Origin of the sequence: Asanoa iriomotensis, from assembly GCF_016862515.1 — a bacterium.
Taxonomy (GTDB): domain Bacteria; phylum Actinomycetota; class Actinomycetes; order Mycobacteriales; family Micromonosporaceae; genus Asanoa; species Asanoa iriomotensis.
Map to the genome: position 1 here is coordinate 1 of NZ_BONC01000011.1, position 13,082 is coordinate 13,082.

The following is a 13,082-nucleotide window of genomic DNA, read 5'->3' on the forward strand; positions in this document are numbered from 1 at the left end:
GGGCGGCGCCTGGGCCCGCCCCAGCCCGGCCCTGGATACGAAACACGGCCTAGAGGCGTTCGAGGAGGTAGCGCTCGATCTGGCCCAGGGACACCCGCTCCTGGGTCATCGTGTCGCGGTCCCGGACCGTGACCGCGTCGTCGGTCAGCGTGTCGAAGTCGACCGTCACGCAATAGGGCGTGCCGATCTCGTCCTGGCGGCGGTAGCGCCGGCCGATCGCCTGGGAGTCGTCGAACTCGACCACCCAGCGCGTGCGCAGCAGCGCCGCCAGGTCGCGGGCCTTCGGTGACAACTCCGGGTTGCGCGACAGCGGCAGGACAGCCACCTTGACCGGCGCCAGGCGCTTGTCGAAGCGCAGCACCGTGCGCTTGTCGACGCCGCCCTTGGTGTTGGGGGCCTCGTCCTCGTCGTACGCCTCGAGCAGGAACGCCAGCACCGCGCGGGTCAGGCCCGCGGCGGGCTCGATCACGTAAGGGACCCAGCGTTCCTTCTTCTCCGGGTCGAAGTAGGACAGATCGACGCCCGAGTGCTTGGAGTGCGTGGTCAAGTCAAAGTCGGTGCGGTTGGCGATGCCCTCGAGCTCCGCGAACTCCGTGCCGCCGAACTGGAAGCGGTACTCGATGTCGACCGTCCGCTTCGAATAGTGCGACAGCTTCTCCTTGGGGTGCTCGTAGAAGCGCAGGTTGGCCTCCGACAGGCCCAGGTCGCGGTACCAGTTCCAGCGCTCCTGCAGCCAGTACTCGTGCCATTTCTCGTCCGAACCCGGCTCGACGAAGAACTCCATCTCCATCTGCTCGAACTCGCGCGTGCGGAAGATGAAGTTGCCCGGCGTGATCTCGTTGCGGAACGACTTGCCGACCTGGGCGACGCCGAACGGCGGCTTCTTGCGCGCCGCGGTCGCCACGTTGTTGTAGTTGATGAAGATGCCCTGCGCCGTCTCGGGCCGCAGGTACTGCAGGCCCTCCTCGTTCTCGACGGGACCCAGGAACGTCTTCATCAGCCCGTTGAACATCTTCGGCTCGGTGAACGCGCCCTTGACACCGCAGTTCGGGCAGTTGATCTCCGAGAGGCCGGCCGGCGGGCGGTGGTGCTTGGCCTCGAACGCCTCCTCGAGGTGGTCGGCCCGGAACCGCTTGTGGCACGACTGGCACTCGGTCAGCGGGTCGACGAACTCGCCCAGGTGGCCCGAGGCGGCCCACACGTCGCGTGAGAGCACAACCGCGGAGTCGAGGCCCACGATGTCGTCGCGCTGCTGGACCATCGAGCGCCACCACTGCCGGCGGACGTTTTCCTTGAGCTCGACGCCCAGCGGACCGTAGTCCCACGCCGACCGGGTGCCCCCGTAGATCTCGCTGGAGGGGAAGACGAAGCCCCGGCGCTTGGCGAGGCTGACAATGGCGTCGATGCGATCGGCAGGCATGGCTTCTCTCCTACGCCGGCTGGCGGTCGGCGGGGGTGGCAATGGGACAGAGACACACAATGGGACAGAGACACACAATGGGACAGAGACACACAATGGGACAGAGACACAAACGACCACCCGACGGTACGGTTACCCGCCCGGCGATCGCGACCGAGATTAGTCGGTGACCCCGCAGACCTCGAACTCGCCCGTCCCGCTGTCCTGCCGAAGGACGAAGCGCAGGGTCGTCGTCGAGCCCGAGGCGTAGGTCACGTCCACCGGCACGATGATGTCCGTGGTGGTCGTCTGCGTCTTGTGGACCAGGAACGAGTCGATCCGCGGCGCCCGGGACTCCACCGCGGCGAAGTCGTCGGGCGTCTGCGCCACCTGCTGGGAGTCGCACAGCAGCGCGTACGCCTCGCCGTATTCCGCACGCTCCAGCGCGTCGACGTAGTCGGTGACCACGACCCGGGCCCGCTCGTCGATCGCCTGGACGCCGAAGATGCCCAGCCCGGTCAGCGCGGCGATGCCCCCGCCGCAGCAGAGCACCACGAACAGGGCGGCCGCCCCCAGCCCGAGCCAGAGCCGGGTCGTCCGGCCCTCGACGGGCGGCGCGGCGAACGGCGGCACGACACCGGGCCCACGCGGCGGGAGCGACGGGGGACCAGGCGCCGGGAACGGTGCCGGCGGCGGCGACGTGGGAATCACCGACGGCGGGCCGGTCGGGAATTCCGGCGGGCCGGACGTCGGGTTCATGTCCGCAAGCGTAGTGCGGACGGGCTCATCGCCCGGGCCCTACCGACCGGTCGCTGGCCCGGACCGAAACCTCGCCGCCGGGCTCAGCGGTCGCCAGCGGCTCGAACGCGGACGGCTCGTCGAGCGACTCGGCCAGCAGCGGCGTCGCGTGCACCTTCACGTCGAAAGCCCCCAGCGCCCGCCGGTAGGTGCCCACCGACTCCCAGTCGGTGACCAGGCACCAGGCGGTCGGGTCGTCGAGCCCGCGGACGAGCTGCCCGGACCGGTAGCCGGGGCGGGCGGCCAGCGCCGCGAGGGCGGCGTGGGCCCGTTCGGTGAACCCGTCGGCGGCCTCCTCGGCCACCACGAACCGGTTGACGACCAGCACGGACGAACCTCCTCGTAGAGTGTCGGCATGCAGCCTACGCAGCCGGGTCTCCCCCAGCGCCTGGCCCGGGTCAACCCGACGAAGGCGTTCCTGGGCGCGCTCGTGGTCATGCTGGCCGGGCTCTTCCTGCCGGGGATCATCGGCGGCCTGGTGCTGCTGATCCTCGCCGGCGCCATGATCGCGCTGACCAGGATGACCTGGTACGTCCAGGCACCGCAGACGCGCCTCGTCCGCCTCGTGCTGCTCACCGCCCTCATCGGGATCGCCGTCTTCAAGATCCTCTGAGCGCGTACCCGAAGAACCCATGCGTTTTTGACAATCAATTTCATTGTCGGCGACAGTGGTTGCCATGCGCCGCCGCCGTACCCTCTCCGCGGTCATCGCCAGCCTCGCCGCCCTGGCCGTGACCGGCCTCGCGGCCTGCACCACCGACTCCGCCGCCGCGGCCGGCAAGCTCGACGTCGTGGCCGCCTTCTACCCCCTCCAGTTCGTCACCGAGCAGGTCGGCGGCGGCCATGTCGCGGTGACCAACCTGGCCAAGCCCGGCGCCGAGCCGCACGACCTCGAGCTCAGCGCCCGCCAGGTCGGCCGGGTCTCCGACGCCGGGGTGATCGTCTACCTCAAGGGCTTCCAGCCGGCGATGGACGACGCGGTCGACCAGGTCGGCGGCGACCGGGCGTTCGACGTCGCCACCGCGGTCCCGCTGCTCGACGCGGGCGAGAGCGACCACGTGCACGATGGCGAAGAGCCCGACCAGCACGAGGAAGCCGCCACGGACCCGCACGTCTGGCTCGACCCCACGCGCCTCGCCACCATCGGCCAGCAGGTCGCCGACCGGCTCGCCGCCGCCGACCCGGCCAACAAGGCCGACTACCAGGCCAACGCGACCCGCCTGACGGCGCAACTGACGGGCCTCGACCAGGACTACGCGGCCGGCCTCCAGAACTGCCAGCGCCGGGAACTGGTGACCGGCCACGCCGCCTTCGGCTACCTCGCCGACCGTTACCACCTCGAGCAGGTCGGCCTGACCGGTGTGACGCCCGACACCGAGCCCGCGCCGCAGCGCCTGGCCGCCGTCGCGCAGGAGGCCCGCGAGCACGGCGCCACCACGATCTTCTTCGAGACGCTGGTCAGCCCCAAGGTCGCCGACACGATCGCCCGCGAGGTCGGCGCCCGGACCGCCGTGCTCGACCCGATTGAGGGTCTGCAGCCCGGCGCGACCGGCGACTACTTTTCGATCATGCGCACCAACCTGACCGCCATCCGCACCGCCCTGGACTGTTCATGAGCATCGTCGAGGTCAAGAACGCGGTCGTCGGCTACGACGAGCGGATCGTGCTGCGGGACGTCTCGCTGACCGTCACCCGCGGCGAGGTCGTCGCCATCCTCGGCGCCAACGGCTCCGGCAAGTCCACGCTGATCAGGTCGATCCTGCGGCTGGTGCCGCTGAGCGCCGGCGAGATCACCCTCTTCGGCGACAAGCGGTTCAAGAGCTGGGAGCGCATCGGGTACGTGCCGCAGCGCATCGGCGCCGGCGCCGGCGTGCCGGCCACCGTCGCCGAGGTCATCGGCTCGGGCCTGGTCGCCCGCCGCGGCATCCTGCGTCCGCCGCGCGCCGCCGACCGGGCCGCCGTCGCGACCGCGCTCGCCGCCGTCGGCCTCTCCGACCGTGCCGGTGACCCGGTGACCAGCCTTTCCGGCGGCCAGCAGCAGCGCACGCTGATCGCCCGGGCCCTGGCCGGCCGCCCCGAGCTGCTGATCCTCGACGAGCCCACAGCCGGGGTCGACGCCGCGAGCCAGGCCGCCTTCGCCGGCGCGCTCGGCGAGTTCGTCGCGGGCGGCGGCACCGTCATGCTGGTCGCCCACGAGCTCGGCCCGCTGCAGCCGCTGATCACCCGCTGCGTCGTCGTGCACCACGGCGAGATCGCCCACGAGGGCGGGGTGCCGGCACCGGCCGGCCACCACGCCGATCCGGGGCACGACCACGTCCACCCGCACGCGCCCGCCGAGCAGGGGATGTGGGGAGCATGAGCATCTTCGCCAACGAGTTCATGATCCGGGCGTTCATCGGCGCCGTGGTGATCGGCCTGACCGCACCCGCTCTCGGCATCTACCTGGTCCAGCGGCGGATGTCGCTGATCGGCGACGGGGTCGGCCACGTCGCGCTGACCGGCGTCGGCGTCGGCCTGCTGCTCGACCGCTCCCCCGTGCTCACCGCGGTCATCGTCTCGGCCATCGGCGCCATCGCCATCGAGCTGATCCGGGAACGCGGCCGCACCTCCGGCGACGTGGCGCTCGCCCTGCTCTTCTACGGCGGCATCGCGGGCGGCGTGATGCTCGTCGGGCTGTCCGGGAGCCGCAGCAACGCCAACCTGATGACGTACCTCTTCGGCTCGTTGGCCACCACCTCCCGGTCGGACCTCGCGGTGATCGTGGTGCTCGGCGCCGTCGTGCTCGGGCTGGCCATCGGCCTGCGCCCGGCGCTGTTCGCGGTCAGCCACGACGAGGAGTACGCCCGCGTCTCCGGCCTGCCCGTGCGGGCGCTGAACCTGCTGGTCGCGGTGCTCACCGCGGTCACCGTGACGATCTCCATGCGCGCGGTCGGCCTGCTGCTGGTCAGCGCGCTGATGGTGGTGCCGGTCGCGACCGCGCAGCAGGTGGCCCGGGGCTTCGTGGCCACGATGGGCCTCGCGATGGTGCTCGGCGTCGCGGCCGCCGGCTCCGGTGTCTGGCTCGCCTGGGAGATCGACACCGCGCTCGGCGCCACGATCGTGGTGCTCGCGATCGCCGGCTTCCTGGTCATGGCGGTGGCGGTGGCCGCCGTCCGGGCGGTACGTAAACGTGGCGCCCTGCGCGCCAGCCGGCCGGGTCACGCCGCGGCGGCCGAGCCGGAACCACACGAAGTCGTCCTGGATCGGGGCTGAGCTAACGTTCCCGGTATGACGGAGGGCAACGGGTACGAGTCGTACGAGCGGGCGGGCGAGCTCCTGCGCGCGCTCGCGGCGCCGATCCGGGTCGCCATCGTCACGGAGCTCGGCAGCGGCGAGCGCTGCGTGCACGAGCTGGTCGAGTCGCTGCGCGCGCCGCAGCCCCTGGTGTCCCAGCACCTGCGGGTCCTGCGCGGCGCCGGCATCGTCCGCGGTTCCCGGCGGGGCCGGGAGATCGCCTACTCACTCGTCGACGAGCACATCGCGCACATCGTGGCGGACGCGGTCAGCCACGCCCGGGAGGCATCATGAACGAGGCGGCCGGAACGTTGCGCAACACCCACCAGCGGCGTGCCGTCAGCTCGCTGCTCGGGTCGGTCGAGGGCTTCCACAGCGCCCAGGAGCTGCACTCGATGCTCCGCGACCGCGGCGAGCGGGTCGGCCTGACCACCGTCTACCGCACGCTGCAGAGCCTGGCCGACGCCGGTGAGATCGACGTGATGCGCCCACCGGGCGGCGAACACCTCTACCGCCGCTGCAGCGAGGGCCATCACCACCACCTGGTCTGCCGCTCGTGCGGTTCCACCGTGGAGGTCGAGGGCCCGGCGGTCGAACACTGGGCGGACCGCGTGGCCGAGAAGCACGGCTTCACCGACGTGAGCCACACCTTGGAGATCTTCGGCACCTGCCAGAACTGCTGCAAGAGCTGAGCGCCGTCGTGCGCGCGGCGGCGCGGTGCGCGACGCTGTGCTCGTGAAGATTTACGCCGACCGCTTTCCTCGTTTCGTTCTCCAGGCCGTCAGCGACCTGCTCGTGGTCGCGTGGGTCTACGCCTGGATCCGCGCCGCGCTCTGGCTGCACGACCAGGTCGAGAAGCTGGGCGTGCCCGGTCAGAAGCTGGAGGGCGCCGGCAGCGCGCTGTCCGCCAACCTGGCCGACGCGGGCAGCAAGGTGGGCCGCGTCCCGCTGGTCGGCGACGAGCTGACCAGCCCGTTCGAGAAGGCGGCCGGCGCGGCCCAGGCGGTCGCCGAGGCCGGCCAGGCCCAGCAGGAGGTCGTCGGCAACCTGGCGCTGGCGCTCGCGGTGATCACCGCGGTGGTGCCGATCCTGTTCGTGGTGCTGCTCTGGCTGCCGCTGCGGGTCCGCTGGATCCGCCGGGCCAGCGCCGCCGCCCGCGTCCGCCGCGCACCCGCCGGTCGCGACCTGCTCGCCCTCCGGGCGCTGGCCACCCAGCCCCTGAGCAAGCTCGCCAAGCTCGGCCCCGACGTCGCCGAATCCTGGCGCAGCGGCGACGAGTCCACAGTGGATGCGCTGGCCGCGCTCGAGCTCAAGGGCCTTGGCCTGCGACAACGCTGAGCTAGGCTATGAAGATCACGTCTGTCGTCAACGCGATCTTCAGCCATGGATGGCTTTCTGGACTTCCTTGATCCGTTCATCACGTCGCCCTGGGTATACGGCGTCGTGTTCGCGCTGGCGGCGCTCGACGCTTTCCTCCCGATCGTGCCCAGTGAGGCCACGCTGATCACCGCCGGGGTGTTCGCGGCCAGCGGCGAGCCCAACGTGCTGCTGGTCATCCTGGCCGGCGGGGCCGGCGCGATGGCGGGCGACCACATCTCCTACTTCGTGGGCCGGGCCGGCGGCGAGAACGTGATCAAGCGGATACCCGAGGGCACCCGAAGGGCCAGGACCTTCGCATGGGTACGGGAGTTGCTCCTCGCGCACGGCGGGGTGGCACTGGTGATCGCCCGGTACATCCCGGGCGGCCGGACCGCGATCACGCTGACCACCGGCGCGATCGGCTACCCGCGCCGCCGGTTCACGCTGTTCGACGCGTTGGCGTGCTTCACCTGGGCCGCGTACACCACCTTGCTCGGTTTCCTCGGTGGTTCGGCCTTCCAGAACAACCCGCTGCCGGGTCTCGCGCTCGGTTTCGGGCTCGCCCTGGCCGTGGCCGGGCTGGCCGAACTGGTGCGCTGGCTGCTCAACCGGCACCGGCGCCGGCCGGCCACGCCCACCGAGGAGCACGCGGTGGCCGGCGGCCACCACGACCGGACGTGAAACGGCCCGGGCCGAAGCCCGGGCCGTTTCCGAAGTGCGTCAGGAGGCCGGCGGTACGCGTCGGCGGACGTCCTGCGCCGTCGACGGGCCGGGGTGCCAGGTCGACACCCAGGGCTCGTCGCCCTGCGGGTGCACCACGCCCTCCTCGAGCCAGGCGTAGCGCCCGTCGAGGATGCGCTTGGCGGCCTTCGCGTCGACCGCGTCCGTGTTGTCCCACAGCGCCGCGAACAGGGCCTCGGCGCGGACCTTGGCCTGCTTGCAGAACAGGTCGGCCAGCTCCATGCCCTCCGGCCGGTCATCCCGCTCGGAGGTGGCCCGCACGCAGACCGCGGCCATCGCGAACAGCTCCGCGCCGATGTCGACGATCCGGCCGAGGAAGACCTCGCGGTCCTCCATCCGCGCCTGCCAGCGGGACATGCCGTAGAACGTCGACCGGGCCATCTTGCGGGAAGCCCGCTCGACGTAGCGCAGGTGGTGCGCCAGCGGCCCGTACTCCGCGAAGGCGTTGGGGTTCTGGCCCTTGCCCACCGCGAGGCCCGGCAGCCACTTCGCGTAGAACGCGGTGGCGCGGGCACCGGCCTTGGCCTTGCGGCCCAGGTCGGCCTTCGGGTCGATGATGTCGCCGGCGACGGAGAGGTGCGCGTCGACGGCCTCACGGGCGATCAGCAGGTGCATGATCTCCGTCGAGCCCTCGAAGATCCGGTTGATCCGCATGTCGCGGAGGATCTGCTCGGTCGACGCCGCCCGCTCGCCGCGCGCCGCCAGCGACTCCGCCGTCTCGTAGCCGCGGCCGCCGCGGATCTGCACCAGCTCGTCGGCGATCTTCCAGCCCATCTCGCTCGCGTAGAGCTTGACCAGCGCCGCCTCGATGCGGATGTCGTTGCGGTCGTCGTCGGCCAGCATGCAGCAGAGGTTGAGCATGGTCTCCAGGCCGTACGTGGTCGCCGCCATGAAGGCCAGCTTCTGCGCGATGGCCTCGTGGTCACCGACCGGGCGACCCCACTGCACCCGCTCCGCGGACCACTGCCGGGCCACGTTGAGGCACCACTTTCCGGCGCCGACGCACATCGCGGGCAGCGACAGCCGGCCGGTGTTGAGGGTGGTCAGCGCGATCTTGAGGCCGCGGCCCTCGCCGCCGATCATCTGGTCGGTCGGCACGAACACGTCGTGGAAGCGGGTCACGCTGTTTTCCAGGCCCTTGAGGCCCATGAAGGCGTTGCGGCGCTCGATCGTGATGCCGGGCGAGTCGCCCTCGACCACGAACGCCGTGATGCCGCCGCGCCGCCCCTCGGACTTGGGCACCCGCGCCATCACGACGAGCAGCGTGGCGACCGTGCCGTTGGTGGCCCAGAGCTTGACGCCGTTGAGCCGGTAGCCGCCCTCGACCGGCTCGGCGATCGTGCCGAGGCGGGCGGGGTCGGAGCCGACGTCGGGCTCGGTGAGCAGGAAGGCCGACACCTCGCCGCCGGCCAGCCGGGGCAGGTAGCGGCTCTTCTGCTCGGGGGTGCCGAACAGCTTGAGCGGCTGGGGCACGCCGATCGACTGGTGCGCGGAGAGCAGCGCGCCGATGGCCGGGCTCACCGAGCCGACCAGCATCAGGCTGCGCGCGTAGTCGAGGTTGGTCAGGCCGAGGCCGCCGTACTTCTCGTCGATCTTCATGCCGAACGCGCCGAGGCGGGACAGGCCGTGGAACACCTCGTCCGGGATCCGGTCCTCGCGCTCGATCCGCTCGCCGTCGACCTCGCTGCGCACGTACGCGTTGAGCTTCTTGACGAACTCGTCGCCCTTGGCGGCCCGGATCGGGTCGGGCTGCGGCCAGGGATCGATCAGGTCGAGCCGCAGCCGGCCGAGGAACAGCTCCTTGCCGAAGCTCGGTTTGGCCCAGTCGGTCTCGCGGGAGGCCTCGGCGACCTCGCGGGACTCCTGGTAGGAAACCGTGCCCGCCTCCTGCGGCAGGGCCCCGGCACCGTCGGCGCCGCCGGCCTCCGGCGGCCTGTTCTGGGTGGTCGTCACGGCTTCCCCCTTTTGTCGGGCTTGGCTGTGCTGGTTCTGACGGTACCTCGCTCTATTACCCGTCGGTAGGTTTCTCGAACTCCTCCGGATGCTCCCGCCTCCTGGTGATCTCCGCCTCGGTTTCGTCAGGTTCGCCCCAGTCGCGCCGCGCCCACGGCAGGACGGCCCAGAACGTGAGGAAGAAGATGGCGGTGAGGCCGCTGAGAATGATCGCGACGTGCCGCGACAGGATGAAGTCGGTGATCAGCAGGACCGCGCTGACCATCGAAACCAGCAGGAACGACAATCCGCCCGTGGCCATCCGATGGCCGAAGCGGACCAGTTCCGGCTTGCGGCCCTGGCGGAACAGGGCCTGGTGGAAGGCCACCGGTGCGATGATCATGGCGGTCGCCGCGGCGGCGGACAGCAGCGCGACCACGTACGTGTTGCGCTGGAACTCGGTCGTCCGCGGGAAGCCGTTGCTGAACGGCAGCGTCAGCAGGAACGCGAACAGGATCTGCACGCCCGTCTGCGCGACCCGCAGTTCCTGGAGCAGGTCGTTGAAGTTGCGGTCCCACCGTTGTTTCGGCGTCTCCGGTGGTCGCTCCTCGGCCATGGGCCCATGGTCGTCGCTGCCCGGGCCGGCGCGGGGCGAACCACGAATTACCGTTGAGCCGTGCCCGACTACGGCCGTGACATCACGTTCGGATACTTCCTCGTCCCCAACGCCGCCGACCCGCTGCTCGCCACCGCGCGGGAGATCGAGGACCGCGGCCTCGACTGGATCGGCGTGCAGGACCACCCCTACCAGCGGCGGTACGTCGACACGTTCGCTCTGCTGAGCGCGATCGCCGCGGTCACCACCCGGGTCGGCGTCTTCCCCGATGTCGCCAACCTGCCGCTGCGGCCGCCGGCCGTGATGGCCAAGGCCGCGGCCAGCATCGACGTGCTCAGCGGCGGCCGGTTCGAGCTGGGGCTCGGCGCCGGATCGTTCTGGGACGCGGTCGAGGCGTACGGCGGCCCGCGCCGGACGCCCGGCGAGTCGCTGGCGGCGCTCGAGGAGGCGATGGCTGTGATCCGGCTGGTCTGGAGCGGGCAACGCAACCTCCGCTTCGAGGGCCGGCACTACCGGCTGGCCGGCGCGCACTCCGGGCCCGTGCCACCGCACGAGATCGGCATCTGGCTCGGGGTGTACGGACCCCGCGCCCTGTCCCTGGCCGGCCGCCTCGCCGACGGCTGGGTGCCGTCGCTGCGCGGCGACATCGCACCGGTCGCGGCCGCCGCCGCCCGGCTCGACGAGGCCGCTGTCAGCGCCGGGCGCGACCCCGCCGACATCCGCCGCGTGCTGAACATCAACGGCCGGATCACCGACGGGGCAAGCGAAGGCCTGTTGCAGGGGCCGGTCGACCAGTGGGTCGACGAGCTGACCGACCTCGCGGTCGGCTACGGCTTCGACACGTTCCTCTTCTGGGGCGAGGGTCCCGACCAGCTGCCCCGCTTCGCGGCGGAGGTGGCGCCGGCGGTCCGCGAGCGCGTCAGGGCCGAGCGGTGACGCCGAGCATCAGCCGCAACTGGGCCGTCAGCACCTCGCGGAACTCGACCGGCGAGGGCATCGGCTGCTGCTGCACGCGGGCGACGATCAGCCCGGCGAGGGCCGAGAGCAACAGGTCCGTGACGGCCTCCGCGCTGTGCGCGGGCTTGAACGCACCGCGCGCGACGCCCTCGCGCACCGCGGCCAGGAAGGGCGCCCGGTAACGTGCCGCCACCTCGGTGCTGTAGTCGCGCAGGTCGTCGTCGCGCATGGCGGACCGCCAGAACTCGACGAGGATCTGCCGGGTGCGCTCCGAGTTGTGCAGGCTCCGGTCGGCCATCGCGACCAGCCGCCGCCAGGGGTCCGGCTCGGCGGCGGCCACCGCCTCCAGGGCCACGACCTCCTGGTCGGTGAAGGCCTCCATGGCCTCGATGACCATGTCCTCGCGCGAGCCGAAGTAGTTCTGCAGGGTGCTGATCGCGACACCGCTGGCCGTGGACACGTCGGTGAAGCGCGTGTTCTCGTAGCCGCGCGCGGCGAGCACGTCGGCCACGGCGTCCAGCACGGCGGTCCGTTTGGCGCCGCCGGCCCGCCGTCGTCTCATGTCCTGGGTGGAATGTTGAAGTTCGCGCGGAACATGTTTTCCGGATCCCAGACGGTCTTCGCCGCCCGGAGCCGCTCGTAGGTCTCTTCGTCATACGCCTGCCGCACGCCCTGCACCGTAGCGTCCGCGGGCGAGAGGTAGCCGGGGTGCTTGGGGCTGCCTTGTCGGGTCAGCCGGTCGGTGAGCTCTTCGGCCACGTCTCTTTGCAGCGTTTCGCCGGGTGGGACCACGGTCAGTGCGAAAAGGGCGAAGGCGATGTCCCGGCGCACGGCGTTCGGCCGTTCCGGCGTTCTCGCGAACGCCCCGCCGAGCTGGGTGAGGTTGACCAGGGTGAGCCGGCCGCCGGCGGCGAGCTCGACGATAGCGTCCACCGTGGACGGTGTCAGCTCGTCGAGCATCGCGAAGTGTTCGACGGACGTGCCCGGATCCGTCGGGTCGTTGGCGATGGTGGCGATCCGCGCGTACGGCATGGTGGTCACGGTGTCGGCGAGCGCCGGGGCGGCGGCCCGCAGCGGCGCGATCAGCGCTTCTCCGTCGGACGCCGGCCCGTGGTAGGCCACCCGGACGAAGACGCTGAGCTTGCCGCGGATGAGCTCGGGGACGAACGGCAGGTCGGGCGCGTGCAGGAAGACGATCGACGAGGTCAGCTCGTCGGGCGCTCCCGCGGTGAGCGACCGGTAGGCCTCCAGCACCGCGCGGGCGTGCTCACCCGCGAACTGGAGGAAGCCCCCGTACAGCTCGTTGACCGGGAACAGGCCGAACTCCAGCGCGGTGACGACGCCAAAGTTGCCCTTGCCGCCGAGCAGCGCGAAGAACAGTTCCGGGTCGTCGTCCGGGGTGACGTGGCGCAGCACGCCGTCCGCGGTCACCAGGTCGACCGACAGCACGTGGTCGGCCGCGTAGCCGTAGGCCCGGCCGAGCGCGACACCCACGCCGCCGCCGAGCGTGTAGCCCACCACGCCGACCTGCGGCGCGGAGCCCGCGAGCGGTGCCAGCCCGACCTTGGCGGCCTCCTCGACCACCTGTCCCCAGGTGACGCCCGCCTCGACCGTCGCGGTCCGCCTTTCCGCGTCGACGCGCACACCGGCCATCCGCCGGGTGGTGATCATCACCGCCTCGTCGGTCACCGACCGGGACGGGCCGTGCCCGGTGTTGAGGACGGCGACCGAGCGGCCCTGCTCACGGGCGAAGTCGACGGCCGCCTGGACGTCCGCCGCCTCGGTCGCCCCGACGATCACACGCGGCTCGTGCGCGACGGTGGTGTTGAACACCGCCGCCTCCTCGGCGAAGCCCGCGTCGCCGGGGAAGAACACGGGTCCGCGGACGGTGCTCAGCAGGTCGTGAAGCATCTCGAAACCTTCCTCGACCAGGTCAGGTATATCCGTACGGTACCGTCGTACCGGTCAGCCGTCGCCAACGATTGTGGCGTGAACCACCCAGTTTTG

The 13,082-nt window shown here is 71.3% G+C and carries 16 protein-coding genes; 9 read left to right on the forward strand and 7 right to left on the reverse strand.

Annotation, left to right across the window (positions count from 1 at the left end; translation table 11 throughout):
• Positions 1 to 49: 49 nt before the first annotated feature.
• The 3 genes from Air01nite_RS10110 to Air01nite_RS10120 form a co-directional block, all read right to left on the reverse strand.
• Entirely contained in the window at positions 50 to 1,420 is a 1,371-nt protein-coding gene (locus Air01nite_RS10110) for a glycine--tRNA ligase (RefSeq protein ID WP_203701734.1), read from the reverse strand.
• A 159-nt stretch (positions 1,421 to 1,579) separates the two neighbouring features.
• Complete coding sequence (locus Air01nite_RS10115; RefSeq protein WP_239090630.1) at positions 1,580 to 2,158, reverse strand: hypothetical protein; 579 nt, start codon at positions 2,156 to 2,158, stop codon at positions 1,580 to 1,582.
• A gap of 25 nt (positions 2,159 to 2,183) precedes the next feature.
• Positions 2,184 to 2,525 (reverse strand): antibiotic biosynthesis monooxygenase family protein, encoded by a 342-nt coding sequence (locus Air01nite_RS10120; RefSeq protein ID WP_203701735.1) that lies wholly within the window; start codon positions 2,523 to 2,525, stop codon positions 2,184 to 2,186.
• A 27-nt stretch (positions 2,526 to 2,552) separates the two neighbouring features.
• Here Air01nite_RS10120 and Air01nite_RS10125 point away from each other — a divergent pair, with 27 nt between their 5' ends.
• From Air01nite_RS10125 to Air01nite_RS10160, 8 genes are all read left to right on the forward strand, one after another.
• Positions 2,553 to 2,810, forward strand: a complete 258-nt coding sequence (locus Air01nite_RS10125; protein ID WP_203701736.1) for a hypothetical protein — start codon at positions 2,553 to 2,555, stop codon at positions 2,808 to 2,810.
• A gap of 64 nt (positions 2,811 to 2,874) precedes the next feature.
• Positions 2,875 to 3,813, forward strand: coding sequence for a metal ABC transporter substrate-binding protein (locus Air01nite_RS10130; RefSeq protein WP_203701737.1), 939 nt, complete (start codon positions 2,875 to 2,877; stop codon positions 3,811 to 3,813).
• Positions 3,810 to 4,556, forward strand: coding sequence for a metal ABC transporter ATP-binding protein (locus tag Air01nite_RS10135; RefSeq protein WP_373310366.1), 747 nt, complete (start codon positions 3,810 to 3,812; stop codon positions 4,554 to 4,556). The genes Air01nite_RS10130 and Air01nite_RS10135 overlap by 4 nt, the downstream gene beginning before the upstream one ends.
• Positions 4,553 to 5,449 (forward strand): metal ABC transporter permease, encoded by an 897-nt coding sequence (locus tag Air01nite_RS10140; RefSeq protein WP_203701738.1) that lies wholly within the window; start codon positions 4,553 to 4,555, stop codon positions 5,447 to 5,449. The genes Air01nite_RS10135 and Air01nite_RS10140 overlap by 4 nt, the downstream gene beginning before the upstream one ends.
• A 15-nt stretch (positions 5,450 to 5,464) precedes the next feature.
• Entirely contained in the window at positions 5,465 to 5,764 is a 300-nt protein-coding gene (locus tag Air01nite_RS10145) for an ArsR/SmtB family transcription factor (protein ID WP_203701739.1), read from the forward strand.
• Entirely contained in the window at positions 5,761 to 6,162 is a 402-nt protein-coding gene (locus Air01nite_RS10150; RefSeq protein WP_203701740.1) for a Fur family transcriptional regulator, read from the forward strand. The genes Air01nite_RS10145 and Air01nite_RS10150 overlap by 4 nt, the downstream gene beginning before the upstream one ends.
• Before the next feature lie 43 nt (positions 6,163 to 6,205).
• Entirely contained in the window at positions 6,206 to 6,808 is a 603-nt protein-coding gene (locus Air01nite_RS10155) for a hypothetical protein (RefSeq protein ID WP_203701741.1), read from the forward strand.
• A 45-nt stretch (positions 6,809 to 6,853) separates the two neighbouring features.
• Positions 6,854 to 7,510 carry a DedA family protein gene (locus Air01nite_RS10160; protein WP_203701742.1) on the forward strand — a complete coding sequence of 219 codons (657 nt, stop codon included), beginning with the start codon at positions 6,854 to 6,856 and terminating at the stop codon, positions 7,508 to 7,510.
• A gap of 39 nt (positions 7,511 to 7,549) precedes the next feature.
• Here Air01nite_RS10160 and Air01nite_RS10165 read toward each other — a convergent pair whose 3' ends face one another.
• Positions 7,550 to 9,523, reverse strand: a complete 1,974-nt coding sequence (locus tag Air01nite_RS10165) for an acyl-CoA dehydrogenase family protein (protein WP_203701743.1) — start codon at positions 9,521 to 9,523, stop codon at positions 7,550 to 7,552.
• 55 nt (positions 9,524 to 9,578) lie between these two features.
• Positions 9,579 to 10,118, reverse strand: coding sequence for a DUF6328 family protein (locus Air01nite_RS10170; protein WP_203701744.1), 540 nt, complete (start codon positions 10,116 to 10,118; stop codon positions 9,579 to 9,581).
• Between the two features lie 60 nt (positions 10,119 to 10,178).
• On the opposite strand from Air01nite_RS10170, the gene Air01nite_RS10175 reads away from it, so the two are divergent.
• Entirely contained in the window at positions 10,179 to 11,054 is an 876-nt protein-coding gene (locus tag Air01nite_RS10175) for an LLM class flavin-dependent oxidoreductase (RefSeq protein ID WP_203701745.1), read from the forward strand.
• Here the strand turns inward: Air01nite_RS10175 and Air01nite_RS10180 are convergent.
• Both Air01nite_RS10180 and Air01nite_RS10185 read right to left on the reverse strand, forming a co-directional pair.
• Positions 11,038 to 11,637, reverse strand: coding sequence for a TetR/AcrR family transcriptional regulator (locus Air01nite_RS10180; RefSeq protein ID WP_203701746.1), 600 nt, complete (start codon positions 11,635 to 11,637; stop codon positions 11,038 to 11,040). The two genes, Air01nite_RS10175 and Air01nite_RS10180, sit on opposite strands and share 17 nt — an antisense overlap.
• Entirely contained in the window at positions 11,634 to 12,986 is a 1,353-nt protein-coding gene (locus Air01nite_RS10185) for an FAD-binding oxidoreductase (RefSeq protein ID WP_203701747.1), read from the reverse strand. The genes Air01nite_RS10180 and Air01nite_RS10185 overlap by 4 nt, the downstream gene beginning before the upstream one ends.
• Between the last annotated feature and the right edge of the window lie 96 nt (positions 12,987 to 13,082).

Bases quoted from the DNA above. Each gene is read 5' to 3' on its own strand.
- Air01nite_RS10110 (WP_203701734.1), bottom strand. From the start codon at position 1,420: ATGCCTGCCGATCGCATCGACGCCATTGTCAGCCTCGCCAAGCGCCGG.
- Air01nite_RS10115 (WP_239090630.1), bottom strand. From the start codon at position 2,158: ATGAACCCGACGTCCGGCCCGCCGGAATTCCCGACCGGCCCGCCGTCG.
- Air01nite_RS10125 (WP_203701736.1), top strand. From the start codon at position 2,553: ATGCAGCCTACGCAGCCGGGTCTCCCCCAGCGCCTGGCCCGGGTCAAC.
- Air01nite_RS10130 (WP_203701737.1), top strand. From the start codon at position 2,875: ATGCGCCGCCGCCGTACCCTCTCCGCGGTCATCGCCAGCCTCGCCGCC.
- Air01nite_RS10135 (WP_373310366.1), top strand. From the start codon at position 3,810: ATGAGCATCGTCGAGGTCAAGAACGCGGTCGTCGGCTACGACGAGCGG.
- Air01nite_RS10140 (WP_203701738.1), top strand. From the start codon at position 4,553: ATGAGCATCTTCGCCAACGAGTTCATGATCCGGGCGTTCATCGGCGCC.
- Air01nite_RS10145 (WP_203701739.1), top strand. From the start codon at position 5,465: ATGACGGAGGGCAACGGGTACGAGTCGTACGAGCGGGCGGGCGAGCTC.
- Air01nite_RS10150 (WP_203701740.1), top strand. From the start codon at position 5,761: ATGAACGAGGCGGCCGGAACGTTGCGCAACACCCACCAGCGGCGTGCC.
- Air01nite_RS10160 (WP_203701742.1), top strand. From the start codon at position 6,854: ATGGATGGCTTTCTGGACTTCCTTGATCCGTTCATCACGTCGCCCTGG.
- Air01nite_RS10170 (WP_203701744.1), bottom strand. From the start codon at position 10,118: ATGGCCGAGGAGCGACCACCGGAGACGCCGAAACAACGGTGGGACCGC.
- Air01nite_RS10180 (WP_203701746.1), bottom strand. From the start codon at position 11,637: ATGAGACGACGGCGGGCCGGCGGCGCCAAACGGACCGCCGTGCTGGAC.
- Air01nite_RS10185 (WP_203701747.1), bottom strand. From the start codon at position 12,986: ATGCTTCACGACCTGCTGAGCACCGTCCGCGGACCCGTGTTCTTCCCC.